This is a genomic window from Pseudonocardia xinjiangensis (genome assembly GCF_012911925.1).
Lineage (GTDB): Bacteria > Actinomycetota > Actinomycetes > Mycobacteriales > Pseudonocardiaceae > Pseudonocardia > Pseudonocardia xinjiangensis.
On sequence record NZ_JAAXKY010000014.1, the window covers coordinates 1 to 25,182 of the forward strand.

General features: G+C 70.9%; 27 protein-coding genes. 12 read left to right on the plus strand and 15 right to left on the minus strand.

Annotated elements, in window-relative coordinates; genetic code table 11:
• The 3 genes from HF577_RS06855 to HF577_RS06865 form a co-directional block, all read right to left on the minus strand.
• A partial coding sequence (locus HF577_RS06855) for an ABC transporter ATP-binding protein (protein ID WP_169394895.1) occupies positions 1-2,213 on the minus strand: 2,213 nt, incomplete at its 3' end.
• A gap of 68 nt (positions 2,214-2,281) precedes the next feature.
• Positions 2,282-2,461 (minus strand): hypothetical protein, encoded by a 180-nt coding sequence (locus tag HF577_RS06860; RefSeq protein ID WP_169394896.1) that lies wholly within the window; start codon positions 2,459-2,461, stop codon positions 2,282-2,284.
• A gap of 326 nt (positions 2,462-2,787) precedes the next feature.
• Complete coding sequence (locus HF577_RS06865) at positions 2,788-3,261, minus strand: hypothetical protein (protein ID WP_169394897.1); 474 nt, start codon at positions 3,259-3,261, stop codon at positions 2,788-2,790.
• 226 nt (positions 3,262-3,487) lie between these two features.
• On the opposite strand from HF577_RS06865, the gene HF577_RS06870 reads away from it, so the two are divergent.
• The gene (locus HF577_RS06870; protein ID WP_312858979.1) at positions 3,488-4,462 is read left to right on the plus strand and encodes a phosphotransferase family protein; all 975 of its coding nucleotides are present in this window, start codon (positions 3,488-3,490) and stop codon (positions 4,460-4,462) included.
• A 30-nt stretch (positions 4,463-4,492) separates the two neighbouring features.
• On the opposite strand, the gene HF577_RS06875 is transcribed toward HF577_RS06870, so the two are convergent.
• The 3 genes from HF577_RS06875 to HF577_RS06885 all read right to left on the minus strand — a co-directional run bounded on the left by HF577_RS06875 (position 4,493) and on the right by HF577_RS06885 (position 5,933).
• On the minus strand, positions 4,493-4,915 hold the full coding sequence (locus tag HF577_RS06875) for a hypothetical protein (RefSeq protein WP_169394899.1): 423 nt from the start codon (positions 4,913-4,915) through the stop codon (positions 4,493-4,495).
• A 242-nt stretch (positions 4,916-5,157) separates the two neighbouring features.
• Positions 5,158-5,454: a putative quinol monooxygenase gene (locus tag HF577_RS06880; RefSeq protein WP_169394900.1), complete on the minus strand. Its 297-nt coding sequence runs from the start codon at positions 5,452-5,454 to the stop codon at positions 5,158-5,160.
• A gap of 101 nt (positions 5,455-5,555) precedes the next feature.
• A complete protein-coding gene (locus tag HF577_RS06885) occupies positions 5,556-5,933 on the minus strand; it encodes a TetR-like C-terminal domain-containing protein (protein ID WP_169394901.1) in 378 nt (125 codons plus the stop codon).
• 94 nt (positions 5,934-6,027) lie between these two features.
• Here HF577_RS06885 and HF577_RS06890 point away from each other — a divergent pair, with 94 nt between their 5' ends.
• Positions 6,028-7,119, plus strand: coding sequence for an agarase (locus HF577_RS06890; RefSeq protein WP_169394902.1), 1,092 nt, complete (start codon positions 6,028-6,030; stop codon positions 7,117-7,119).
• Positions 7,120-7,124: 5 nt separating this feature from the next.
• Here HF577_RS06890 and HF577_RS06895 read toward each other — a convergent pair whose 3' ends face one another.
• Positions 7,125-7,763 carry a TetR/AcrR family transcriptional regulator gene (locus HF577_RS06895; protein WP_169394903.1) on the minus strand — a complete coding sequence of 213 codons (639 nt, stop codon included), beginning with the start codon at positions 7,761-7,763 and terminating at the stop codon, positions 7,125-7,127.
• Between the two features lie 100 nt (positions 7,764-7,863).
• On the opposite strand from HF577_RS06895, the gene HF577_RS06900 reads away from it, so the two are divergent.
• From HF577_RS06900 to HF577_RS06925, 6 genes are all read left to right on the plus strand, one after another.
• Positions 7,864-8,541: a peroxiredoxin-like family protein gene (locus HF577_RS06900; protein WP_169394904.1), complete on the plus strand. Its 678-nt coding sequence runs from the start codon at positions 7,864-7,866 to the stop codon at positions 8,539-8,541.
• 28 nt (positions 8,542-8,569) lie between these two features.
• On the plus strand, positions 8,570-9,187 hold the full coding sequence (locus tag HF577_RS06905; protein ID WP_169394905.1) for a class I SAM-dependent methyltransferase: 618 nt from the start codon (positions 8,570-8,572) through the stop codon (positions 9,185-9,187).
• Between the two features lie 148 nt (positions 9,188-9,335).
• Entirely contained in the window at positions 9,336-10,628 is a 1,293-nt protein-coding gene (locus tag HF577_RS06910; protein WP_169394906.1) for a molybdopterin-dependent oxidoreductase, read from the plus strand.
• Complete coding sequence (locus HF577_RS06915) at positions 10,595-11,116, plus strand: hypothetical protein (RefSeq protein WP_312858981.1); 522 nt, start codon at positions 10,595-10,597, stop codon at positions 11,114-11,116. The genes HF577_RS06910 and HF577_RS06915 overlap by 34 nt, the downstream gene beginning before the upstream one ends.
• A gap of 174 nt (positions 11,117-11,290) precedes the next feature.
• Entirely contained in the window at positions 11,291-11,806 is a 516-nt protein-coding gene (gene msrA, locus HF577_RS06920; RefSeq protein WP_169394907.1) for a peptide-methionine (S)-S-oxide reductase MsrA, read from the plus strand.
• A gap of 90 nt (positions 11,807-11,896) precedes the next feature.
• Positions 11,897-12,769: a DAPG hydrolase family protein gene (locus HF577_RS06925; protein ID WP_169394908.1), complete on the plus strand. Its 873-nt coding sequence runs from the start codon at positions 11,897-11,899 to the stop codon at positions 12,767-12,769.
• A gap of 94 nt (positions 12,770-12,863) precedes the next feature.
• Here HF577_RS06925 and HF577_RS06930 read toward each other — a convergent pair whose 3' ends face one another.
• Both HF577_RS06930 and HF577_RS06935 read right to left on the minus strand, forming a co-directional pair.
• Complete coding sequence (locus tag HF577_RS06930) at positions 12,864-13,142, minus strand: GlsB/YeaQ/YmgE family stress response membrane protein (protein WP_169394909.1); 279 nt, start codon at positions 13,140-13,142, stop codon at positions 12,864-12,866.
• A gap of 197 nt (positions 13,143-13,339) precedes the next feature.
• The gene (locus tag HF577_RS06935) at positions 13,340-14,020 is read right to left on the minus strand and encodes an NADPH-dependent F420 reductase (RefSeq protein ID WP_169394910.1); all 681 of its coding nucleotides are present in this window, start codon (positions 14,018-14,020) and stop codon (positions 13,340-13,342) included.
• Between the two features lie 149 nt (positions 14,021-14,169).
• On the opposite strand from HF577_RS06935, the gene HF577_RS06940 reads away from it, so the two are divergent.
• Positions 14,170-14,556, plus strand: coding sequence for a DUF805 domain-containing protein (locus HF577_RS06940; RefSeq protein WP_169394911.1), 387 nt, complete (start codon positions 14,170-14,172; stop codon positions 14,554-14,556).
• A 22-nt stretch (positions 14,557-14,578) separates the two neighbouring features.
• Here the strand turns inward: HF577_RS06940 and HF577_RS06945 are convergent, their stop codons facing one another.
• The gene (locus HF577_RS06945; protein WP_169394912.1) at positions 14,579-15,526 is read right to left on the minus strand and encodes a helix-turn-helix transcriptional regulator; all 948 of its coding nucleotides are present in this window, start codon (positions 15,524-15,526) and stop codon (positions 14,579-14,581) included.
• Positions 15,527-15,631: 105 nt separating this feature from the next.
• Here HF577_RS06945 and HF577_RS06950 point away from each other — a divergent pair, with 105 nt between their 5' ends.
• Together HF577_RS06950 and HF577_RS06955 are read left to right on the plus strand one after the other, a co-directional pair.
• Positions 15,632-16,057 carry a VOC family protein gene (locus HF577_RS06950; protein ID WP_169394913.1) on the plus strand — a complete coding sequence of 142 codons (426 nt, stop codon included), beginning with the start codon at positions 15,632-15,634 and terminating at the stop codon, positions 16,055-16,057.
• On the plus strand, positions 16,054-16,635 hold the full coding sequence (locus HF577_RS06955; protein ID WP_312858982.1) for a YdeI/OmpD-associated family protein: 582 nt from the start codon (positions 16,054-16,056) through the stop codon (positions 16,633-16,635). Before HF577_RS06950 ends, HF577_RS06955 begins: the two co-directional genes overlap by 4 nt.
• Positions 16,636-16,700: 65 nt before the next feature.
• Here HF577_RS06955 and HF577_RS06960 read toward each other — a convergent pair whose 3' ends face one another.
• Positions 16,701-17,411: a DUF1345 domain-containing protein gene (locus HF577_RS06960; protein ID WP_169394914.1), complete on the minus strand. Its 711-nt coding sequence runs from the start codon at positions 17,409-17,411 to the stop codon at positions 16,701-16,703.
• 240 nt (positions 17,412-17,651) lie between these two features.
• Here HF577_RS06960 and HF577_RS06965 point away from each other — a divergent pair, with 240 nt between their 5' ends.
• The gene (locus tag HF577_RS06965; RefSeq protein WP_169394915.1) at positions 17,652-18,692 is read left to right on the plus strand and encodes an FAD-dependent oxidoreductase; all 1,041 of its coding nucleotides are present in this window, start codon (positions 17,652-17,654) and stop codon (positions 18,690-18,692) included.
• A gap of 129 nt (positions 18,693-18,821) precedes the next feature.
• On the opposite strand, the gene sbnA is transcribed toward HF577_RS06965, so the two are convergent.
• From sbnA to HF577_RS06985, 4 genes are read right to left on the minus strand one after another with little or no spacing between them, the layout of a single operon-like run.
• On the minus strand, positions 18,822-19,811 hold the full coding sequence (gene sbnA, locus HF577_RS06970) for a 2,3-diaminopropionate biosynthesis protein SbnA (protein WP_169394916.1): 990 nt from the start codon (positions 19,809-19,811) through the stop codon (positions 18,822-18,824).
• Between the two features lie 36 nt (positions 19,812-19,847).
• Positions 19,848-20,876 carry a 2,3-diaminopropionate biosynthesis protein SbnB gene (gene sbnB, locus HF577_RS06975; protein ID WP_169394917.1) on the minus strand — a complete coding sequence of 343 codons (1,029 nt, stop codon included), beginning with the start codon at positions 20,874-20,876 and terminating at the stop codon, positions 19,848-19,850.
• Positions 20,873-21,880: a TauD/TfdA family dioxygenase gene (locus HF577_RS06980; RefSeq protein WP_169394918.1), complete on the minus strand. Its 1,008-nt coding sequence runs from the start codon at positions 21,878-21,880 to the stop codon at positions 20,873-20,875. Before HF577_RS06980 ends, sbnB begins: the two co-directional genes overlap by 4 nt.
• A gap of 20 nt (positions 21,881-21,900) precedes the next feature.
• Positions 21,901-25,146: a non-ribosomal peptide synthetase gene (locus HF577_RS06985; RefSeq protein ID WP_169394919.1), complete on the minus strand. Its 3,246-nt coding sequence runs from the start codon at positions 25,144-25,146 to the stop codon at positions 21,901-21,903.
• Positions 25,147-25,182: the final 36 nt, after the last annotated feature.

Below are 25,182 nucleotides of genomic sequence, written 5' to 3' on the forward strand. Positions count from 1 at the left end.
GTCGGGGTGTGTGCGGTGCGGATCGGGGGAGCCGCGGCCGGCTGCGGGGGGTGGCCCGCGGCACGGTGCCGGCCGCTCGGGGTGACCTGATCGGCCCGGTCGGCGGGGCGAACCACGGGAAGCCTGGTGGTGGGGGGTGTCGGGTCGTACCCGGGCGCGCGGGGCGCCACGGCCGGGAGCGGACCGGTCCGGCCGACGGTCTTGACGGGCCGCGCCGGGAGGACGCGGGTGAGCCGCGTGGTCACCGACGTGCTGTCCGGGGCGGCCCACTGCGGCCGGCCCGCAAGGATGCCGGCGGCGGCCGGTACCGCCGGGGAGCCCGCTGCCGCGTGGACCGGCGGTGCGCCCGCGGCGGCTGCGGGCCCGTGGTGGTCGGGGTGGTGCAGCTCGTAGAGCCGCGTGTAGCCGGGATGCTGCCCCAGGAGTTGCTGATGGGTGCCCGCGCCGGTGATCGCGCCGTCCTCGAGGAAGAGGATCTGGTCGGCGTCGGTCACGGTGAGCAGGTTGTGGGAGATGATGATCGTCGTCCGGCCACTCATCAGCCTGCGCATCGGCTCGAGCACCCGCTGGGTCGACTCGGCGTCGAGACCGGTGGTCGGTTCGTCGAGCAGCAGCACGGGGGAGTCGCGGATCATCGCCCGGGCGATGGCGAGGCGCTGGCGCTGACCTCCCGAGAGCATCCGGCCGCGCTGCCCGATCCGGGTGTCGTAGCCCTCGGGCAGTGCGGTGATGAAGCCGTGCGCGTCCGCGGCGGTCGCGGCGTCGACGATCTCCTCGTCGGTGGCGTCGGCTTTGCCGTACCGGATGTTGTCGGCGACGGTCCCGTCGAACACGAGGGTCTCCTGCAGGACCGCGGTGACGTTGCGCCGCAGGTCACTCAGCGACAGGTCCCGCAGATCGCGCCCGTCGAGGGTGATCCGGCCGCTGTCGGGGTCGTAGAAACGCAGCATCAGCTTGGTCAGCGTGGTCTTGCCGGCACCGCTCGCCCCGACGATCGCCACCTTGGCGCCGGGCGGGACCCGATAGCTGATCCCGCGCAGGACCGCCTTGTCGGTTCCCGGGTAGCGGAACTCGACGCCCTCGAAACGGACGTCGCCTGCGGCGCGGGTCAACGGGCGGGGGTACTCGGGCTCGATGACGCCGGGCTGTTCGTCGAGGACCTCGATGATGCGCTCGGCGCTGGCGCTCGCCGAGTAGATCGAGTTCCACAGGTTGCCGAAGCCACTGATCGGCCCGTAGAGCTGGGTGAGGTAGGCGACGAAGACGAGCAGCCCACCGAGGGTGATCCGGTTGTTGGCCAGCTCCCACACCGCGATGCCGACGACCAGCAACACGCCGATGGTCTCGAGCAGGCTGCTGAACGGGGAGAACAGCGCTTCGAGCCGGGTGGCGGTCATCTGGGCCCGGAAGCTGCCGAGGTTCTCCTCACGGAACCGGTGCACTTCGTGGTCCTGGCGGTCGTAGGCCTGGACCAGCGCGACGTTGCTCAGCGTCTCCTCGGCGACCGCGGTGATCGAACCCGAGCGGCGCCGCCGTTCCCGTGAGGCGTCCTTGAGGCGCCGGGAGAACGTCCGCGCCAGCAGGAGGAACCCCGGCGCGGCGACGAACGCGGCGAGCGCCAGCTGCCAGTTCAGATAGAACATGGCGACGATGTAGAAGCCGATCTGGAACGTGTAGGTCAGGGCCACGTTCACGCCGGTCAGGACCATCGACTCGATCGAGCCGACGTCACTGGTCAGGCGGGACAGGACGTCACCGAGCTGGTTCTTCTCGAAGTACCCGAGGGACAACCGCTGCATGTGCTCGAAGAGGCGAACCCGCAGGTTCAGGACGAATCGCTCGCCGACCCACGCCGACATGTACTGATCGGTGAAGTTCAGCAGCCCTTCGAGCAGGGTGATTCCCAGATACGCGCCGGCCACCGTGGGGAACAGCCGATAGTCGTGCGGGGTCAGCACGTCGTCGACCAGGATCTTGAACAGCCAGATGCCGACCGTCGCCAGCGCCGGGCCGGCCGCGGCCAGCAGCAGGCTCAGCACCATCCGCCCGCGGAACGGGCGCGTCTCGGGCCAGAACCGGCGGAAGATGACCCGGACCTTGAGCCGGGGGGCCTGCTCGACCAGCGACGTCGCGCCCCCGGCAGCGTCGTCGTCCGCCGGTTCGGTCTCCGGTACCGCACCAGCGGAGTGGGCGTCGGCCGCCACGGCTGTCATGAAGAACCCCCTTTGCCACCACGGCCCCACCCGCGCGTCGCGGGTGGGGCCGTGTGTTGTTCAGAAGCTCAGCCGCAGTGGCTGCTGGACTTCTTGTCCCACTGGTGGTGGCTGCTGTGCTTGTGGTGCCAGCTCACCGGGCGGTGGTCCTTGTCGTCGTGGTGGTGGTGGTCGTGGCGCGACTTCGGGGCGTCCTTGCAGGACTTGCCGTGGTCCCGGCCGAATCCGATTCCGATGCCGATATGCATGTTGTCCCTTTCTGGGTTTACCTCGGGGAGCGAGGCCCTTGAGCAACCTCGGGGGGCGAGGTTACAGACGGCCTATCGGGGCCCTCCGTGGAGGTGTTTCCAAGATTCTCCCGCATTCCCCTGATCGGCGCAGCCATACCGTGGAAAACAGATCAAACTGGGCAGAAAGCCAGATATCAGAATCAGTAAGAATCGGGCTAAACCGTGCGTACGGGCGCCGCGATGGGCCCGCTGGACGGTGGTTGCTCTGATCGGGTGAAGCGGCCTCGGGTCGATCCGGGTCGCACCCGGGCGGCGGGGCGGGCCCGCACCGCCGGGTTCCCGGCCTACCTCCGGGGAAGCGACGACAGGATCTTGACGACGAGGGCGTCGGTCAACCCCAGCCGCGGCGTGTTCTCCCGCGCCCGCGCGACGATCTGCCGCGGGCTCAGCCCCATGTCGTGGTAGAGCCGGACGACCTTCTCCTGCTCCGGGGTCCAGGGTCGCCGCTGCGGTGCCGGCCGTACACGTCGCTGCTCCGGCACCCGGGGACCGGGCGCGGCAGGAGCGGGACGGGTGTTCGGCGGCCGGTAGTCCAGACCCACGCCGGTGTCCTTCTTCGTGAACTCCCCGGACTCGCCCCGGCGGCGGATCTCGTCGGCGTCGGCGACCACGAAGGCCTCCGCGCTCTTGTTCACCCCGACGGCGGTGATCGTGAGACCACGGTGATAAAGCGCCTGGCACGATTCCTTGGTGCAGTAGCGGTAGCCGAGCTCCGCCCGCTCTCCGGGTAGCTCGGCACCGCAACCGATGCACGTCAAAGCTGCGGACGTATTGCTCACCTCCGGTTGGTGAAACGCCGCAGCGAGGTGGCCTGTTCCGCGGGCGACCGGGGAATGGTCGGGTGATCTTTTGTGCGGGTTTCCGGACGGGCCGGGGAAGAATGTGTACCGCGGGCGCCGGCTGCTCCGGGGCAGGTCGGACTACTGATCCCCGTCCTCGGGTGTCACCGGGCAGCGGGAGGCTGTGCAGATGAGAGTCGAGTCGGTGACGCGTCTCCCGGAGGCGTTTCAGCGTTCGGTGAGTGCGGAGCAGATCACCGCCATGGCCCAGCGGGCGTTCGGGCCGCACGCACCCGTCGTGTCGGCCGTCGAACTGGGAAACGGGATGTACAACAACACCTACCGCGTCGAGCCGGCCGGCCAGGCACCGGTGATACTCCGGGTGGCGCCGGAACCGGGTCGGCAGAACCGCATCGAGCGGGAACTGATGCGCAACGAGCACGCGAGCCTGCCGTACTTCGCCCCGATCGCGCACATGATGCCGCGCACGCTCGCCGTCGACTTCACCCACGACCTGATCGGTCGCGACTACCTGTTCCAGACGATGCTTCCCGGCGTGCCGGCGGCAGACGGCCTGGCCGCCTACCCGCGTTCGCGGTGGACGTCCTACTTCCGCCAGATGGGCTCGATCGCCCGCCGGGTCCACTCCGTGCGCGGGCCCCGGTTCGGCCCCGTGGCCGGGCCCGGCTTCAGCACCTGGAGCGCCGCGGTGATCGCCTGCCTGGAGGACACCGCAGCCGACCTCGACGACGCGGGCCTCGACGCGACCGACGTCCGTGCGGTCGCCGAGGCTGCTGCCCGGGACAGGGCGGTGCTCGACGAGATCGTCGAACCCCGCCTGCTGCACGGTGACCTGTGGACCGTCAACGTCATGCTCGACCCCGGCGCCACCGAGCCAACGATCTCCGGGGTGTTCGACCACGACCGGGCCTCCTGGGGCGACCCGGAGGCGGACTGGACCGTCCACATGGCCGGGCAGCGGCCCGGCGCCGAGCGCGACACCTTCTGGGAGTCCTACGGGACACTGTCAGCGACCCCTGAGGGTGCCCTGCGCCGGCTCTTCTACCGGGCACGGCACATCGGCGCGATCCGGCTGGAGTGCCACCGGCTCGGGAGGTTCGATGACGTGCCACGCACCTATGACGGCATGCGGCTCGTGCTCGACGGGCTGCACGCCTGACGGTGCCGCGCTCTCAGGCGCCCAGGTGGGTCACGGTCGGTTCTCCGTGGCGGACGGCGAGGCCGGGGAGGTGGACGGCGAACCGCTGCTGCCCGGGCCGGAGGTCGTGGCAGCGTCCGGGACGGTGCCGCCGGGGGTAGGGCTGACCGGGCCGGGCGGCGTCGTCCGGCCGGAGTGAGAGCGGCGCCAAAGAACCCGGCCACGGGTGTCGGCGATGTCGCCGGTGGAGCCCGAGGTCGCGTCCTTCCTGCCCAACGTCCGCCACGCGAAGCTCCTGACGGCGAGTGCCCCCTCGCCTGCCGCGTCCCAGCCGCGTTCCCGCAACCGCTTGGCCTCGGGCCCGTGTGCGTACTCGACCGCCTGCCGGCGCAGCTTCTCCAACTGCCGGCGTCCTTCGGGCTGACCGGCGTAGTACCCGATCCCAGCCGCGATCACGTGGCTGATCAATCCCATGACGTCCTCCTGGTAGTCGTGCCGACATGACACCGACGGGGGCGAGCTCGCCGACTCGACTCCTCGTCGCAACCGGCCCGGTGTGCGCCGGACGCCGCTGGTACGGGGTACCCGATCGTGGTGGCGCTACGCGTCGGCGGCGTCACCGGTGTGCGGGAAGTCCGCTCGGAGGTGTGGCGGACGAGGACGCCGAGCGCGCACCGGTTCACTCCCGATCATGAACCGGTGCGCGCTCGGGCGGGCTACTTGACGGCGATGATGTCGACCGTGCGGATGTCGGGATCGCCGGCCAGCAGGTCCGGTCCGACCTGGGCGAGGGCCTTCGGGATCTCGCCGCCCAGGTGAGCCTGCCGGGCCTCCTCGGCCTCGAAGGTGTCGAAGATCCCGAAGGTGTTCTCGTCGATCCGGAACGCGTACCAGGTGACGGTCCCCTCCTCGGCGACGGCGATCGCTCGGCCCTGCTCGAGGAAGGCGCCCAGCTCCTCCGCCTTTCCCGGTTTGGCCTCGAGCCGGGCGAGCAGTCCGACGTGGACGGTCATGGTGTCTCCCTGGGTTCGGTGGTCCGGGCGCGCCTCGGAGCTCGCTTAGTGGAATGTATACTCCAAAACGGCGTTCATGCCTGCGGCGAACGGGCCGGCCGTCACGGAGCCAGTGCCACGAGGCAGAGGTCGACGACGGTGTCGACGTAGGCGGCGTCCACGGGTTCACCCGAGACCAGCAGCCGGTAGTGCAGCGGGGCGAAGACGAGGTCCAGCGCCGTGTCCGGGTCGACGTCGGCGCGCACCACCCCGGCCTGCTGCGCGTCGCGAAACGCCTGCCTGACGGGTGCGCGGCGTGGCTCGAACCACTGCTCCGCCAGGGCGCGGGCCAGGTCCGGGTCGGTCTGCGCCGCGCCGATCAGCTCCCGCAGTCTGCGCCCGCCGGGGCCGTCGACGTACAGCGTGACGAACCCGTGGGCGAAGCCGCGCAGCCGGGAGGGGAAGTCGCCGTCCCCGGCGGGGAAGGGGCCGATGCTCACCTTGTCGAGGAAGGCCTCGACGCGGACCGCGCTGGGTGCTTCTCTGGAGAGACGAGACGACTCGTCTCGTCATATCGGGAGGGAGATCCGGATCATGTCCAGTCCCGCTCGTCGGGCCTTCACTGTCGAGCACCGGGGACGATGGCGGCTGCGCACGCCCGACGGCGCTCCGTTCCTGTCCGTCGGCGTCGTCCACGCCGACGACACCAACCTGCGCTACCCGCACAACATCGACATCCATCGGGAGCGGTACGGGGGATCGAGGCGGCGCTGGCTGCACGAGGGCCTGGTCCCGGAGATGACGTCCTGGGGCTTCAACACCGTGGGCTGGACCTCCGAGTACGTCAGCGGCTCCGGCCTCGCCACGGACGGGGGCATCGTCGACCTGGGCCACTCGGACGGCCTGGCGCCCGACGAGCTCGCGGGGGCCGGCGTTCCGTACACGCTGTCGCTGCGTGTGGCCGAGATCGAGCACTGGAACGGCGCACCCGCGTACCGCGATCCGCGCACGCCCGCGTTCGCCCAGTGGTGCGACCACCTGGCCAGGACGCTGTGCCGTCCGGAGGACCCGAACCTTCTCGGGTACTTCCTCGTCGACGTACCCGGCTGGGGTCGCCATCCCGCGGGCGGCGGCTACCCGGCCGCCGAGCTCCCGGCCATAGCCGAGGCGTACTACCGCGTTGCCACCCAGGCGATCCGGCGCCACGACCCCCACCACCTGATCCTGGGTGACCGTTACGGCACCCGCGCCGCGGTGCCCGAGCCGGTGCTCGACGCGATGGCGCCCTACGTGGACGTGCTGTCGGTGCAGGCGTTCCCCGGCCCCGGCCCCGGGAGTCTCGATGCGGCGCTGGAACGGATCGGCCGCTGGCACGAGCGCACCAGCCGGCCCGTCCTGATCGCCGACACGGGCAACTGGTGTCCCACCATCATGAGCCCTGACCGCACGGGTTCCGCCCGTGACCAGCGCGAACGCGGTGCGGGCTACGTCGCGGCGGCCGAGGCGTTCGCGGCGCTGCCGTGGTGTCTGGGGTGGCACTGGTGCAGCTGGGTGGAGAACCCGCACCGCGGCTTCGGGTTGAAGGACCCCTGGGACGAGCCGTACCGGGATCTCACCGACGTGGTGGCGGAGACGAACCATCGGCTGACCGGGCTGGTGCGCGAACAGGCGGGCGAACCCGTCTGAGCCTGCTACCGGACGGTCATCGAGGCGATGTGCTCGATCACCGTGTCCAGCCCGGCCTCCAGCGCGGAGGTGTCCCTGCGGACCTGGGTGAGCAGAAGGCCGCCCTGCAGGGCCACCAGCAGTGCCGTGGCCAGGCGTTCGGGATTCGCGTCGGACGGCAGGTCGCCGCGGTCGCGCATCGCCTGGATCCCGGCCCGGATGGCTGCCTCCCACCTGTCGAACCCGGTGGCGAGAGCGGCGCGAGCCTCCGGATCGACCTCGGCGAGCTCACCCGCGAGCGAGCCGATCGGGCAGCCGCCTTCGTAGTGGCGCTCCCGCTGGAAGCCGACCAGGAGATCGCGCCACTGCCGCAGCGCCGTCACGCTGTCCAGCCGGCCGAGCAGGGGCTGCTGGGCGCCGAGCACCGCATCGGTCTGGCAGGTGATCACGGCACGGATCAGCGCCCGCTTGTCGCGGAAGTAGTGGTAGATCTGCGAGCTGCTGACCCCTGCTGTGGCCTGCACGTCCTCGAGGCTCGTGCCGGCGACGCCCCGCTCGAACATCAGGCCGGCCGCGGTGGTGACGATCCGCTCGCGGGTTGCTCGTCCCTTCCGGGTCAGCCGTGGCTCCGGCGTTATGTCCCCCTCGGTACTCACCGGACCCATCCTACCTTTCTGGAGCTGGTGCTCCACTACAGACGGTGCTACAAAGTGGAGTAACTATTCCATTCTGTCGGTGTCACCCGCCGACCCCGGAAGGACCACCATGACCTCCACCGACCACGCCCTCGCTGCCCGCATCGCCGAGCTGGAAGCGAGCCTCGACGGCAAGCTGCCGGCCGGGGCGCGGGCGGCTTTCGCCGCCGAGCGCGAGCAGCTCGACGCCGCCGGCCTACCCGCGGGGATCGCCGACGTCGGCACGCCGATGCCTGACGCACCGCTGCTCGACGTCCACAGTGACCCGACCACTCTGGCGGAGGCGATCGGCGACGGAGCCGCCGTGGTGGTCTTCTACCGCGGCGCCTGGTGCCCGTACTGCAACCTCGCGCTGCGGACCTACGAGCAGGAGCTGCTTCCCGCGCTCCGCGAGCGCGGGGTGAGGCTGGTCGCGATCAGCCCGCAGCGTCCGGACGGCTCGCTGACCGTGCAGGAGACGAACGAGCTCAGCTACCCCGTCCTCTCCGATCCCGGCAACCGGATCGCCACCGAGCTGGGGATTCTCGCCCCCGTGCACGACGGCGCACATGCGGCCCAGGTCGAGCTCGGGCTGGACGTGGCCGCCGGTAACGCCGACGGCACGGCGACACTGCCGATGCCGACCGTCGTGGTGGTCGACCGGGGGCGTGTCGCGTGGATCGACGTGCACCCGAACTACGCCACCCGGACGGAGTCGGCCGACATCCTCGCTGCGGTGTCGGCCACCGTGGCCGCCACCGGAACGTGATCGCGCAGGGCGCCGCCGGGGGCCGCCGATGAGCGCGCCCGTGTTCGACGCGGCACTCCGAGGAGCACCCACCTTCCTGGTGGGCAGCGACGGTCGTGTGGCCGGCCTCGCTGTCCACCGGTTGCGCCGCCCCGCCGACGGCGACGATGCGTGGCTGCTCGACCGCTGCGCCGGGCCCGTCGTCGACCTTGGCTGCGGACCGGGCCGGCTGCTGGTCGCGCTGGCGGAGCGGGGGATCCCGGCGCTCGGGGTGGACCACTCTCCCGTCGCGCAGGCCCACTGCCGCAGGCGCCGGGTGGCGATGGTGCGCCGCGACCTGTTCGCGGCCCTCCCCGAGGAGGGCCGCTGGTGGCACGTCCTGCTCGCCGACGGCAACATCGGCATCGGGGGCGATCCCGCCTCGTTGCTGACCCGCGCGGCTCGCCTGCTGCGTCCCGGCGGCACTCTGCTGGTGGAGACCCATCCCGAGCCGGAGCGGGCCTGGTCCGGGACGGTTCGCGTGTGTTCGGCCGGCCGGCTCGGTCCGGCCGTCCCCTGGGCGGCGGTCGGCTCCGCGGCGCTGCGCAGGCTGGGCCGGTCGCTCGGGCTGCGCGAGGGACCGGGCCGGGACGGGCGTCGCTGCTTCGTCGAGCTGACGGCCGGCTGATGACGCCGTTCGCGCCCGCCGATGCGGCGGACCGTGGGACGGCGAGCGAGCGCCCCTTGTGGCTTTCTTACCGACCTGTCGCTCGACCGGTTACGGGCGTCGGCCGCCGTAGGGTCTGGAGCGCACACACCACTCACCGGAGGATCCGATGACACGCCCCGAGGTCCGCCCGCGTCCACGCGAGAGAACGGCGCCGCCGATGCCCCGGTTCCGCAGTCCTCTACGTGGCCCCTGGCTGACCTCGGTGTTCGGAGCCGTGCTGCTCGCGGCGCTGCCCCTCGTCGTGATCACCGGCCTGCTCGACTACGTCGCCTACGGCGCCGGGCAGAGCATCCCCGGCGACGTCGGGTGGCTGCACCTTCCCGCTTTCGACTGGCCCACGCGCCCGTCGTGGCTGTTCCGGCTGACCCAGGGGCTGCACGTCGGGCTCGGGCTCATCGTCGTCCCGGTCGTCCTGGCCAAGCTGTGGTCGGTCATCCCCAAGCTGTTCGAGTGGCCCCCGGCCCGCACGCCCGCGAAGCTGCTCGAGCGCGCCTCGCTGCTGCTGCTCGTCGGCAGCATCCTCTTCGAGATCGTCACCGGGCTGCTCAACATCCAGTACGACTACGTGTTCGGTTTCAGCTTCTACACCGGGCACTACCTGGGGGCGTGGGTCTTCATCGCCGCGTTCGTCGCCCACGTCGCCCTCAAGCTGCCCACGATGCTCCGGTCCCTGCGCACCCGGTCCCTGCGCGCCGAGCTGCGGACCCCGCTCGCGGAGACCCGCCCCGAGGAGCCCGACGGTGAGATCGGGCTGGTCCCGACCGACCCCGCCCCACCCACGATGAGCCGCAGGGGAGCGCTCGCCCTCGTCGGTGGCGGCGTGGTGTTCGTCGTTGCGCTCACGGCCGGGCAGACGATCGGCGGCCCGCTCCGCCCCCTCGCGCTGCTGCTTCCGCGCAGCCGGACGCCGGGCGGCGAACCCGCCAACGACTACCCGGTGAACCGCACCGCCGCCGCCGCCACGATCGACCCCGCCGCCACCGGTGCGGCGTGGCGGCTGGATATGACCGGCGGCCCCGCGGCACAGCGGCTCGACCGGGCGATGCTGCTCGCCGGCTCCGAGTCGTTGCCGCTGCACACCGCCACCCTTCCGATCGCCTGCGTCGAGGGCTGGTCGACCGTCCAGACCTGGACGGGGGTGCGGCTTCGTGACCTCGCTGCGCTCGCCGGCGTCCCGAACCCGGGCTCGGCTTTCGTCGACTCGCTCGACCCCGGCCCGTTCGGCCGGGTCACGCTGACGGGCGGTCAGGTCGTCGACCCGGACGCGTTGCTGGCCCTGCAGGTCAACGGCGCCGATCTCAGCCCGGACCACGGCTTCCCGGCCCGGGTCATCGTCCCCGCCCTGCCCGGCGTGCACTGCACGAAGTGGGTCCGTTCGATCAACTTCCGGGCCGCGTGATGGGCACGTTCATCAGCCGCTACGGCGCTCGGCCCGCGCACCTCGCGCTCCTGCTGGTCTCCTTCGCCGTCGCCGCCTACGCCGCGTCGTTCCTGCTCGGCGACCCGGCGCTGCTCACCGTGCTCGTCTGGTTCGTCGGCGCCGCGGTGGTCCACGACCTGGTGCTGTTCCCGCTGTACGCGGCGGCCGACGGCTTCCTCACCGCGACGGTCGCCCGGCTGCCGCGCCCGCGCGTCCCGGTCATCAACCACATCCGGATCCCGGCGCTGGGCGCGGGCCTGACCCTGCTGATGTTCCTGCCGGGCATCATCCGCCAGGGCGGGGTGACGCACATGGCGGCCACCGGCCTGGACCAGCAGCCGTACCTGGGCCGCTGGCTCTGGCTGGTGGTGGTGCTGTTCGCCGTCTCCGCGGTGGTCTACGGGGTGCGGCTGCTGCTCGCCCGGCGGAGCACGGGTGACCTTCCGGCCGGGGCCGGCGCGACGTGACGGCCGGAACATCGGCCGCTGCCGGAGTGTTGTTCACAGAGCGTCCGTCGGGTGGACTGCGCCGTGGAACTCGGGAACCGGGACACGAGTTGACGGGAAAGACGAGCGTCGCACGAACGACGCCGACAGACACAGCTATGACGAGCGGCTGTTCGAGACCGAGGAGGCCACACGGTGGCAACTGAGACGGCGATTCTGGCTGGCGGCTGCTTCTGGGGAGCGCAGGAGTTGCTGCGCAAGCGCCCGGGAGTGATCTCGACGCGAGTCGGTTACTCCGGCGGCGACACCCCGAATGCCACCTACCGCAACCACGGCGACCACGCCGAGGCGGTCGAGATCGTCTTCGACCCCGACGTGATCTCGTTCCGGGACGTGCTGGAGTTCTTCTTCCAGATCCACGACCCGTCGACGAAGAACCGTCAGGGCAACGACGTGGGCCGCAGCTACCGCTCCGCGATCTTCTACACGAGCGAGGAGCAGAAGCGCGTCGCCCTCGACACGATCGCGGATGTCGACGCGTCGGGCATCTGGCCCGGCAAGGTCGTCACCGAGGTGGCCGCGGCCGGGCCGTTCTGGGTGGCCGAAGAGGACCACCAGGACTACCTGCAGAAGTACCCCAACGGTTACACCTGCCACTTCGTGCGGCCCGACTGGAAGCTCCCGCACCGCCAGGTGCAGTCGGCCCGGTAGGGGCCCCGTATCGGCGCGCTGAGGCCCGCCGCGTACTAGCCTGCAGCAGAGACTGTACTCAACGGTACAGTCTCTGCTGACAGGAGCATCGTGTTCACGTACGAGACGACCAGTGCCGACGAGGCACCCGCACCTGCCTCCTACGCGGTCGAGGACCGCTACCTGGGCTACCGGGACGCGGATCGCGCCAGGCCGTACGCCAAGTACCTCCGGGACGACACCCTTCCCCTGCAACCGCACGTCCCCGAGGTTCTCCTGGCGGGGATGGCGCCCACCGAGTACGGCTACGACATCGCCGACGCGGCCCGCATCCTCTCCCGTCCGGGCCACCACAAGATGGAGACCGGCTGGACGAGGCTCGACAGCGGCGTCGTCACGGTGGCCGTCCACACCGACATGCCCGGCGTGACCGGCGAGATGTGGGACTGGTGGATGGGCTGGCACAGCTGCGAGTCCAGCAGGTACAAGCTGTGGCATCCCGACGCGCACCAGTTCACCGCAGTCGGAGAGCCCAGGAGTGCGGACACCGCCCTGAGCGACCGGCAGCGCTACGTGGACAACGTCTCCTACGTGGACGAGTACGTCGGTGGCGTCCTCACCCCGCTCGCCATCCGGTTCGTCGATCCCGCTCGGCTCGGCTTCGACGCCCCCCGCCCAGGAGCCACGGTCATCGCCGGCCGGGTCGGCCTCAGCGTCGCGCCGGTCGCCTTCGGCTGGGTCGTGCACCAGGTGCGCCCCATCGACACCGGCGCCGAGATGCGGAGCCGGTTCTTCCTGAACCACCTGGAGCACCTCGACCTGCCGGGCGCCTCGGTGGCCACCCCGCCCAGCGGCCGCGCGCCCGTCGCACAACCCGACATGGCAGCCCTCGGCGCCGCCCTCCTGCATCACTGTGCCGCCGAGATGAACCACCTCTCGTCCTTTTTGCCCGTATTGCACGAGGAGTTCGCCGGCACCCCGTGACCTTTCCGGTCACGACACCGACTCGGATTGCGGAAATGCCCGGGCATGACAACGGGCCCATCTCGAGTGAGATGGGCCCGTTGTCGGGCGAGCGTCAGTGCCTTACGGAACGGCGTCCGTAGAGGTTGGCCACGAGGACGACCCCGATTGCGGCGACGATGACCTGCACGATCAGCTCGAGCCAGTCGATCCCGCTGGTAGCGGTCGGGATACCGATCGCGCGAGCGATGAAGGTGCCGATGAACGCGGCGACGATCCCGACCACGATGGTGAGCCAGATGGGAATTGGCTGCCGGCCGGGAACGACCAGGCGACCCAATGCCCCGATGATCGCCCCGATGACGATCGCGGTGATGATGCCGGTGACGGTCACAGTTCCTCCAGCGTATGGCGGGCCGACAGTTCGGCCCGGCTCAGTAGTTGTCCCCGTTCGAGGCGCGGCTGAATCCACAAACTCGCTCTGTGACCGATTCGAAACCATCATTGCGCCGGATGGGTGAACGGGGATGACCCCTGACTACGACGTCCCGGGCCCGCTGGTCCGGGGGGAGTGGCGCCTCCGGCCGTGGCTCAACGCTCCGCGGCGGCCAGGGCGCGTCGGAGTGTGTCGACGTCCGCGGGCACGCCCGGCGAATCCGTGAAGTTCGGGTCGCCGCCCGAGTAGACCGGGCCGTACGACGGGGTGCCGGGCTGGAAGCGCCAGCCCTCGGCGAGTGGGCCGACGTCGACCGCGTCGTAGCCGATCCCGTCGAGGAACGCCGTCACCGTCGCCTTCGCCTGCGCGTTGTCGCCCGCGATCGCCAGTGGGCTGCGCTCAGGGGATCCGGCCGGCCGCGGCAGCGCCTGGAGGTGCCTGTAGAAGATGTTGTTGAAGCCCTTGACGACGTGAGCGGTCCCCAGGTGCTTCTGGAGCAGCTCGCTGCTGGTGGTGGAGCCGTCGTCCAGCTCGGGGAAGTGCCCGTCGCGGTCGGGGTAGTAGTTGTTCGTGTCGATGACGACCTTTCCGGCGAGCGGTTCGACCGGCACGCTCCGGTAGGCCTTGAAGGGGACGGTCACCACGACCACGTCGCCTGCCTCGGCCGCCTCGGCCGGTGTGGCGGCCCGGGCGTGCGACCCCAGTTCGTCGACCAGCTCCTGGAGCGTCTCCGGCCCGCGCGAGTTGCTCAGCACCACGTCGTAACCACCGGCGACGGCGAGCCGTGCCACGGTGCCGCCGATCAAACCGGCACCGATCAGTCCGATTGTTGTCACGTCGGAGACAGCTCCGGCGTCTGAGTATGTATTCCCCGGAAGTCCGCCCCGGCGTGGGAGAGGTCACAGAACGAAGGGCGGGTGACCGCCGTGTGGTGATCAACGCGCTCGTCGAGCGCGACGTGAGCTGATCCGTGGGGGTAGTGGGCATGCAGTGGTACACGAAGGTTCTGCGCCAGTACGTGAACTTCGGCGGCCGAGCCCGGCGAACCGAGTTCTGGATGTTCACCCTGTTCAGCGTGATCGTCGCAGCGGTCCTCCGCCTTGGGGACGCCCTCCTGTTCTCGACGTCGGGACAGCCGACGGTCGCGTGGCTCAGCACGATCTACGGGCTGGCGGTCGCACTCCCGACGCTGGCCGTCGGCGCCCGGCGCCTGCACGACACGGGCCGTAGCGGGTGGTGGCAGCTCCTGGCGGTCATCCCGGTGATCGGCGCCATCGTGCTCATCGTGTTCTACGCGACCGCTGGGGAGCCCTCCGCCAACAAGTACGGGCCCGACCCGAAGGCCCTCCCGGCCGACTACCTCATCCGCTGAGCGGGAGCCTGCCGTCGGATCGTCACACGCGCCCGTAGCTCTCGACGAGCTCCGCTCCCAGGCGGGCGAGCTCGGCCCTGACGGACGGCGGCTCGACCACCTCGACGGTCGCTCCCCAGCCTGCGAGCTTCTCCGCGATCGAGATCGCCATGGGCGCCGCGACGCGGACCCGGACGCGCCCGTCGTCGAGCGTGTCGATGGGCTCGCAGTGCCGTCCGAAATGGTCGCGCAGCACCGGTAGCAGCCGCGCGGAGATGAGCACGGTGGCCGAGAGGAGCGAGCGATGCTGCTCCACCTCGTCGACCACCCGCTCCCACTCGCGCGACAGCTCGAAGCCGGCGGGTCTCTCGGCGGCGAGGTCGGTGACGGTCGCCTCGACGATCCGGTCGACGCGGAACGTCCGCTGTTCCTTCTCGGTGCCGGCGACGAGGTACCAGACGTCGTCCTTGTCGACGAGGCCCCACGGGTCGACGAGGCGGCGCGTCCTCGTGTGCCCGCGGCTCTCGTACTCCAGCGAGACCTTGCGGCGGCGGACGACGGCCTCCTGGAGGGTGTCGACCCGCTCGGGGCGTACGCGGTCCCGCTCGCCCCACCGCGTGGAGTCGACCACGACGGCGTGGGCCGCGGCCTCCGCCTCGGCCCGGAACGTGTCGGGCAGCGCTCTGACGAGCTTGCGCAGTGCCGACCGGACCGGCGGGGCGACGGACGCGGCGGGACCCGCGAGCAGGAACAGCGCCGTCGCCTCGGCAGAGGTGAGGCCGGTGAGGTCGGTGCGGGCGCCCCCGACGAGCGACCACCCGCCGCCGCGTCCGGGCTGGGGATAGACGGGGACACCTGCGGTGGACAACGCCTCCAGGTCACGGCGGGCAGTGGCCACCGACACCTCGAGCTCGGCTGCCACCTCGGCCGCGGTCACCCGACCGCGGGCCTGCATCAGGAGCAGCGTGGCCACCAGCCGATCTGCGCGCATGCGACGATTCTCCCAGACAAAGTGCTCACTAGATGAGCACTTACCGGGCCCATGATGACGGTGTTCACCGCGGCGGACAGGCCGCCCCGATCACAGGGAGCACCGATGTTCCGAGGATTCGCCACCATCAGCTTCTACGCGGACGAGCTGGCTGCGGCGCGGGACTGGTACACGGAGCTGCTGGGCATCGAGCCGTACTACTTCTTCCCTCCGGCGCCGGCGGCGCCCGCGTACGTCGAGTTCAGGGTCGGCGACGACGGGGACGAGCTCGGCTTCATAGACCGCAGGTACGCCCCCGGCGGGGCGTCCGCAGCCCCCGGCGGCGCGGTGATGCACTGGCACGTCGACGACCTCGCCGCCACGGTGGAGAAGCTGCTCAAGATGGGCGCCACCGAGTACCAGCCCATCACCGAGCACGGCGATGGATCGGGGTTCGCGACCGCGTCGGTGGTCGACCCGTTCGGCAACGTCCTCGGCGTCATGCACAACCCGCACTACGTCGAGGTCCTCGCCGCCCGGACGAAGGCGTGACCGCTGTGGCCACCGCGCCGAACCTGCGCACGTTCCGGGCGGAGGACCGTGCGGAGTGGCGGGCGTGGCTGCAGGACAACTGCGCCACGGCGGACGAGGTCTGGCTGGTGATCCAGCACGCGGGCAGCGGCACGCCGGGCGTCCGGCACCGCGACGCCATCGAGGAGGCGCTCTGCTTCGGCTGGATCGACAGCCTGGCGCGCAAGCTCGACGCCACGTCGTGGGCCCAGCGGTTCACCCCCCGCAACCCGCGGGGAGCCTGGAGCAACGTCAACAGGGAGCTGGTGGAACGGCTGACCGTGCAGGGCCTGATGACCCCGCACGGGCAGGCGGCCGTCGACCTCGCGAAGCGCACCGGCACGTGGTCGGTACTCGCCGACGCGCAGAGCGGGGTGGTCCCCGACGACCTGCGTGACCATCTCGCCGCCGACGAGGCCGCGGCCCGGCACTTCGAGGCGTTCCCGCGGTCGGCCAGGCGGGCGATCCTCGAGTGGATCGCGCGGGCCAAGCGGCCCGAGACGAGGCAGCGCCGCGTCGCGCGGACTGTCGAGTGCGCCGCCCGGAACGAACGGCCCTGACAACGCGCGAGCGGGCAGCCCACCTGCGTGGGCTGCCCGCCGGTCGGTCGGGTGGCTCCGGAGAGTCAGCTGCCGGTGAGCAGGCCGACCACCATCGAGATGATCGCGGTGTTGTAGACGAACGCGAGCAGCCCGTGGCAGAGCACGATTCCGCGGGTGCGGGCGTTCTGGACATCGACGTCGGACGTGGCGAAGGTCGTGCCGATGGCGAAGGAGAAGTAGACGAACTCGAGCAGCGTCGGCGACGGCGTCTCGGGGAACGACAGCGGAGCGTCGTCGCTGTTGAGGTACAGCCGGGCGTAGCGCTCGGCGTAGCTCAGGTGCAGGATCACCCAGGCCAGCAGCACCATGACGACGCTGATCGCCTTGACGGCGGCGACGCTCTCGTCGGTCCCTTCGGCCGTTGCGATGTTCAGCCCGGCACCGAGCAGGGTGATCGCCGTGGCCAGGGTGATGAGGTAGCTCGTGCGGCGCCCGGCCAGTCGCAGTGGCCAGCGCTCGTCCCCGCGTCGGGCCCGGCGCACCCGGGACACCCGGATACCGGTGTAACAGAAGGCGAAGAGCATCCAGGCCAGGCTGGACAGGATGAAGCTGGGGGAGTCCACGGCGGCATCGTCGGGATCCAGGATGTAGGCCAGGCTCGCCAGGAGCAGCAGGATGTCGACCGCGTTGGTCACCAACCGACCGGGCGACAGACCTGGCGACGTGGTGACGGGCTGCGGATCTTGGGCGGTGTCCGGTTCGGCCGTCTTGGTGGACACGCTGTTCTGGTTCACTGGGCTGTCGGTCCCTGCTGGTCGTCGTGGATCAATGGAGGAGAAGGCCCTGCAGTCTGCCGACGTCGTTGGCGTGCGGGGTGACCAGATGGTGAGTGACCGGCTCGGTTGGCCCGCCTCCAGCGCCTCGCACCTGTGTCGTCGATCGTGAGCGCGTGGATCATAGCCACCTGCGTTTCGAAGTTGATCGCTGCATCCTGATCACGGCTCGGTGCGCTCGGCTCGTTCTCGGGAGGTTCGGTGAGGGTCGCGGTCGTCGGTGCAGGCGTGGTCGGGCTGTCCACCACCGCCGAACTGCTGCGGCGCGGCGTCGACGTGGTGTGTCACGAGCGGGCGGGCGGGCCGATGGCCCAGCGTTCGGCCGGCTCGTCACGGATCTTCCGGCTGGCTCACCCCACACCGGACCTGGTGCGGCTCGCGCAGGCCGCCCGGGAGGGGTTCGGCCGCTGGGAGCAGGCGTCGCACACGGCGATGATCGCGCCGGGCGGCTGCGTGATCAGCGGGGACCAGGTGCCGGGGTGGGCGGCCGCGATGGCCGCTGCCGGGGCAGCACACGAGATCGTCGACGGGCGGTCGGGCCGGCTGCGGCTCCCTGCGCGCAGGCCGCCGTCAGCGGCGCTGGTCGACCCGTCGGGTGGCGTGATCGACGTCGACGCCGTGCGGGCCCACCTGATCGAGGTGACCAGCGGCGCCGTTGTCCAGGACCACGTCTACGCGCTCGAGGACACCCCCACCGGCGCAACCGTGTGGAGCTCGGCGGGAACGGCCCGGTTCGATGCGGTTCTGCTGACGGCCGGGGCCGGGACGTCGCCGCTCGCTGCGCAGGTCGGCATCTACACCCCACCCGCGTTGGCGCACCACGTGCGGTTCACCTTCCCGGTCGACCCGGCGGTGTCCTGGCAGTGCTGGATCGACAAGCCCTCCGCCGGCCTGGCCACCTACCAGCACCGGAGCGGTCCCGGCCGGTGGGCGGTCGGCGGATCGATCGATCCCGGGCAGGTGGCGTGGGAAGCGGGCCGGGACGCGGCCACCGCCGCGTCGCGCGACGCCGTACTCCGGTACGCGCGCGAGCACCTCGCGGTCGAACCCCGCGTCGTGGACACCCTGTACTGCGTCACCACACCGGGCCTGGCCGACGGGTTCGAGTTCCGCCGTCACGGCGCGATCCTCGCGGTGTCCGGCGAGAACCTGTTCAAGTTCGCGCCCCTGCTGGGCGAAGTACTGGCGGAAGCGTGCACCGGCGGGTCGACGCCTGCGGTCGCGGACCTGGCTCGCCGGTAGAACGCCCCGATCGAAACGGCTTTGCGCCCGGAGGCGCCCGAGGCGACCACGGCACAGCCGGACCGCGCCGGTGCGGTCAGCGGCTGCGCGACCTCGGAGAGGTCGATGTGGCCGGGTCGGTGGTGCTGGTCAGGCCGATCGGGAGCCGGCCGCGAGCTCGTCGGCGGCGTCGAGCACGTCCTCGCCGTACAGGTCGTGCACCCAGTTGGACTGGTAGACGGTGTCCAGGTAGCGCTCACCGAGGTCGGGGGCGATGGCCACCGAGGTGAGGTCACCGTCGTCGTGCTGGGCCAGCCAGCTCATCGCACCGCTGACGACCGTGCCCGTGGAGCCGCCGAACAGGAACCCGCTGCGGGCCAGCCGGTGGCAGGCCCGGATCGTGTCCGCCTCCTCGACGAGCACCACCTCGTCGACGTAGGACTCGTCGAGCAGCGCAGGGCGCACACCCGTGCCCAGCCCGGGGATCATGCGACGACCCGGTGCACCACCGAAGGTCACCGAACCGACGCTGTCGATCGCGACGATCCGCACCGGCCGGTGCCACTCCCGGAAGAACCGCGCGCAGCCCATCAGGGTGCCGGTGGTGCCGGCCCCCACGAACAGCACGTCCAGGCGGGGGAACTCGTCGGCGATCGCCGGGGCCGTCGTGCGGTAGTGCGCCCTCCAGTTACCCGGGTTCGTGTACTGGTTCAGCCACACATAACGGGGGTCCGAGGCGCACAGCGAGCGGACGTAGTCGATCCGGGCGCCCAGGAAGCCGCCGACGGGATCCGGTTCGGTGATGATCTGCACCTGGCTGCCCAGTGCCTCCATCAGCCGCCGGGTCGCGAGGTTCGAGCGGGAGTCGGTCACGCAGACGAACCCGTAGCCCTTGCTCGCCGCGATCATGCTCAGCGCGACGCCGAGGTTGCCGGACGAGGACTCGACCAGTATCGACCCAGGTCTGAGGAGCCCGTCGCGTTCGGCGGCCTCCACCATCTCTGACGCCGCCTTTAGCTTGATCGAGCCGGCGAAGTTGAAACCCTCGCACTTCAGGAAGAGCGACTGCCCGAAGATCGACTGGAGGTCGACGTAGAGCTGCTCCTCGTTGAAACCCTGAGGGACGGAAATGACAGACACGATGGCCTCCTCAATTACAGCAGAACATTCGGCTGCTCACCCGTACCGGCGCAGCTCGTGGAAGAAGTCGTCGACGACGTGGAGCTCGCCGGAGCGGGTCACCTCGTCGTAGACGTATTTGCCGACGGCGAGATCGAGCACGCCGAGGCCGAAGGGTGAGAACACCACCGGGCGGTCTGCCGGCACCGTGACTCGCCCGGCCATCACGTCGTCCAAGGTGCCGTCCAGGAAGTCACGGTTGCCCGTGAGCTGCTCGGCCAGATGGGGCGAGGTGTTGGCTTTGAGGCAGTGTTCGACGTCGTCGACGATGTTGGTGGAGGCCAGCACGATCTCGGGAGCGAGGTCGCGCAGTGACACGTGCAGGACCAGCGGGTTGTGGTCGAACCAGGACACGTCGTTGACGTGGGGTTCGCCGGCCACGGTCGCGAACACGACCAGGTCGCTGGAGCGGATCAGGTCCTCCGCGGAGCGGTGCACGGTGATCCGTCCGGGGAGGCCGGTCTGTTCGAGGTAGCCGCGGAACCCCGCGGCGTGCTCGGTGGACAGGTCGAAGACGCCGATGTCGTCGAAGGACCAGTCGGTGCCGGTGAGGAAGGTGTGGATGTAGCGGGCGATCAGGCCCACCCCGAAGAACCCGACGCGGGTGGGGCGGGCGCGGCCCCGGCTGAGCCGGTCAGCGGCCAGCGCAGCCGAGGCGGCTGTCCTGGTGGCGCTGATGATGGAGCTTTCCAGGCAGGCGAAGGGGTAGCCGGTGTCGTGGTCGTTGAGGATCAGCACGGCCGAGGCGCGTGGGATGCCGGCTGCGACGTTGCCGGGGAAGCTGGAGATCCATTTGAGGCCGTCGACGCGGACCTGGCCGCCGATGGAGGCGGGCAGGGCGATGATCCGGTCGGCGGGGCGGTCGGGGAATCGCAGGAAGTAGGAGGGCGGGTTGACCGAGTCACCGGCACCGTGCAACCGGTAGGTGGCCTCGACGACCTCCATGATCTGCTTCTCCCGGCCCTGCAGCGCCTGCTGGACCTGACCGCCGGAGATCACCGCGAACGGCGGGACGTTCGCGCTCATGAAGTGCTCACATCGATGGTGGGCGAGCAGTCGACCAGGCGCACCGCGTCGGCCATGCCGACCAGCACCTCGCGCGGCCCCTCGTACGGCTCCCGGCTGTGGGCGGTGCGGATGTTGTCCACCAGCATCAGGTCGCCCGCCTGCCACGGCTCGCGCATGGTGTGGGCCTCGTTGACCTCGTTGAGCAGGTCCACGACGTCCGGGGTCATCGGTTCGCCGTTGCCGAACCGCGTCGTGAACGGCAGCCCGTCGGCGCCGTACATGTCCACGAGGAACTCACGCACCTCCGGATCGATCGTCCACTCGCTGAGGAACGCGATCTGGTTGAACCAGCAGCGCCGGCCGGTCACCGGGTGGTGCACCACAGCGCTGCGCCGCTGCCTGGTGCGGAGCCCGCCGTCGGGCTGCCACTCGAACTCGATCGCGTTGGCGCGGCAGTAGCTCTCGACCGCGCCACGGTCCTCGGTGCCGAAGGCCTCGGCCCAGGACGCCCCGATGTCGTCGTTGTAGTTCCGGACGAGCAGCCAGCCCTCGCGCTCGAACCGGTCGACCAGCTCACGCGGCAGCGCCTCGAGCACGGTCGGCGAGTCGGCCACTCCGGTCGCGCCTCCGCTGGTGGCCGCGCCCAGACAGGCGAACAGCATCACCGAGGGGAACTCCAGGGTGTAGCTCAGCTCGTGGTGCATGCACATCTGCTGGTTCGCCGGCCACTTCGTCGAGGAGTAGACGCCCTCGGAGTAGACCTGCCGGGGTGCGAACGCCTCCCGCTCGGCCATCAGGCCGGTGGTGGTCAGCCGCTGGAACACAGCCGCCACCTCCGCCGCGTCGCGCAGGCCGAGGCCGCGGACCAGTACCGAGCCGTACTCGGCGACCAGGGCGCGCAACGCGTCCCGGCGCTCGCCCGCCCAGCGCGGCGCGTCGCCGCTGGGGTCGGCCCGCAACATCGGCGGCTTGCCGGGTTGCAGGTCCACGTCGAGCAGTGACGCCGCGGATGAGGACGACATCTCGATCTTCCTTTCCGTTGTCATGAGGAGAAAGCCATCAGTTCGGCGGCGCGCAGCACGGCCTTCGCCGCCTCAGCGGGCCGGGTGCGCAGGAAGTAGTGCCCGCCGTCGTCGAGCTCGTGCAGGTCGACATCCCGGGCGAACAGCTGCCAGTCGCGGTACCGCTGCGCGAACCTCGCGGTGCTCGGGTCGTCGGCGGCGACCACCACGGTGATCGGCGCGGACAGCTTCACCGCAGGCGGGCTGTCGAGGGCGTCGGCGAAGTAGCGGTGGGCGGACACGCAGTCGTGCCGGTAGGCCGCGCCGACGTGCTCGGCACGCTGCTGGTCCAGCTCCCCGAGCTGGGTGTAGCCGGTGTCCGCGGTCAGGCCGGCGGCGATCTCGGCGCTGGTCCGCTCCGAGAGCGCGGCGATGGTGGCGCGCCGGACGCCGGCGTCGCCGGGCAGCTGCGCAGCCAGGAACACCCGCTGGACAGCCACCCCCCGTGCCTGCAGCTGCGTCGCCGTCTCGAGGGCGAGCGCAGTGCCGGAGGAGTGGCCCCACAGCAGCACCCTGGTCAGGCCACGCCCGACGATCTCGGCGGCCACCTGCTCGGCGACCTGCACGATCGGCATGAACGGCTCGCGTTCGGCAGCGAGGTCGTGGCCGGGCAGCTCGACGGCGAGAACCGCCAGCCCGCTCCCCCGCAGGGCCCTGGCCACCGGCTCGAAGTTCACCGCGTTGCCACCCGCGTAGGGGAAGCACACCAGCGCGCCGACCTGCCCACCGTCCGATCCCGAGAGGGCCTGCAGCAAGCCGGGGCGGCGCTCGGACCTGCCGTCGACCAGGCCGGCCAGATCGGAGAGGACCGGGTGCCTGGTGATGTCCTTGAGCGACACCGCCCGGTCCAGTGCGATGGCCAGCTTCACGGCAGACAGCGAGTTGCCACCGCGGTCGAAGAAGTGGTCGCCGCGACCGATCTGGTCCACCGGAACGCCGAGCACCTTCGCCCACGCGGCCGCCAGCCGCTCCTCGGTCGGCGTCCGCGGTGCGTCGTAGTCCTCCTCGACGACGTCGAGCTCACGGGCGAGCAGCGTCAGCCGCTTCTTGTCGATCTTGCTGTTGGGGGTGAGCGGCAGGCTTTCCTGCCAGTGGAAGGCCGCCGGCACCATGTACTCGGGCAGCGACTCGGCCAGCCGGTCCCGCAGGACGTCGACCTCGAGCGGCCCCCCTGCGGAGTAGAACGCCACGAGCTGCTTGCTCTGGTCGGGCCGCTCGGCCACCACCACGGCGCCGTCGCGCACCCCGGGCACCCGCAGCAGCGTGTTCTCGATCTCGCCGATCTCGATCCGGAAGCCGCGGATCTTGACCTGGGCGTCGCGGCGGCCGAGGAACTCGAGCTTGCCGTCCGGCAGCCAGCGGCCGTGGTCGCCGCTGCGATAGAGCCGCTCGCCTTCGCGGTGCGGGTCGGCCAGGAACGCGAGCCGCGTGCGCTCGGGGTCGTTGATGTAGCCGCGACCGACGCAGATCCCGGAGAAGACGATCTCCCCCGGCGCGCCGAGCGGCACCGGGGAGAGGTGCTCGTCGACGACGTAGACGCTCACGTTCTGGATGGCCGGGCCGAGCGGGACGCGTTCCCCGTCGGGAGCCCGGTCCATGACCTCGTGGTTGGTGTCGTCGGAGGTCTCGGTCAGCCCGTAGGCGTTGACCAGCTTGATCGCCGGCTCCGCGGCGAACCAGCGCTGTGTCAGCTCCCTCTTCAGCGCCTCACCGGTGGCCGACACGCTGTGCAGGTCCGGGAGCTCGCGCGGGTGCTGCTCCAGGTAGGACAGCACGACCTCGAGATAGGACGGCACGACCTGCAGCACCGCGACGCGGTGCTCGGTGATCGTGTCGACGAAGCGCTCGACGTCGAGGATGGCGTCCTGCTCCACGAGCACGGTGCGCCCGCCCACCAGCAGCGCGGAGACCAGCTGCCACAGCGAGATGTCGAAGCACTGGGGCGCGGTCTGCGCGACCGCCTGCCCCTCACCGATCTCGCAGGCGTCGATCTTGGCGTAGAGGTGGTTGAGCATCCCGGCCTGCTCACACATCGCACCCTTGGGCTCACCCGTCGAGCCGGAGGTGAAGTAGATGTAGGCCAACTGGTCCGCCGTCACCGCCACACCCAGGTCGTCCTCGGCGTGGTCCTCCCCGTACGCGACATCGACCACCAGCCGCTCGACGCTCGACAGGGAGTCGAGGGCCTTGTCGAGCGTGGTGGTGCTGCCCGGCTCGGTCAGCACCAGCGTGCAGCCGGCGCGGGAGAGCGTGGTCGCGATCCGGTCGGCCGGGAAGTGCGGCTCGATCGGCAGGTACGCCCCGCCGGCCTTGAACACCGCCAGCACCGCGGCCATCCAGTCCAGGTTCCGCTCGGTGACCACCGCGACCACGTCCTCGCGCCGCAGCCCGCGGGCCAGCAGCGCCCGCCCGAGCCGGTTGGCGCGGGCGTTGAGCTCGCGGTAGGTCCACTGCCGCTCGCCCTGCACCGCCGCGACCGCGTCCGGGTGCGCCGCGACCTGCTGCTCGAACAGCTCGTGGAACCGCACATCCGGCAGCTCCCGCCGCGGACCCGCCAGGCCCTCGAGCTGAAACGCCAGCTCCTCGACCGACAGCAGGCTCTGCCGCCGGTGCTCGGCGTCGAGGTCGGCGGTGATCAGGGACAGCGCGGTGAGGTAGTAGCCGGCGACCCGCGCGGCGTAGTCGGCGTCGAGCACGTCGGTCCGGTAGCGCAGCACGAGCCGCCCGTCGGCGATGCCGACCCGCAGCACGGTGCCCTCGGCGAACTCGCCGGCGTGACCGGTCGGGTCCAGGACGGTCTCGAAGGACGGGCCGGCCACGCCCAGCTCGCGCCGCAGCTCCTCGACCGGGAAGTCCTGGTGCGACACCAGCTCCGACTCGACCCGGCCCGCACCCAGCAGCAGCGAGCGCCACGACCCGGGTTCGGTCGTCAGCCGGCAGGGCAGCGGGTGGCCGCCGTCGACGGCGACGTAACCGGTGACCACGTCCCGCTCACCGGACAGCGCCGCGAGCACCGTGGCGTGGGCGGCCACCAGCACCGAGCTGAACGGCACCGCCAGCTCGTCCGCCAACCGGTGCACCGCCGTCACCAGCGCGTCGGGAACCGGGGTCCCGTACTCGGCGACACCCGCCACCGCGCCGGACCTCCAGCGTGGGATCGCGGTCGAGCCACCGGCGACGAGCACCCCGCGCCAGAACTCTCGGCCGGCCTCCACTACCGCTCCCATCGACAACCTCCACTCACCGTGACCATGGTGTTGACC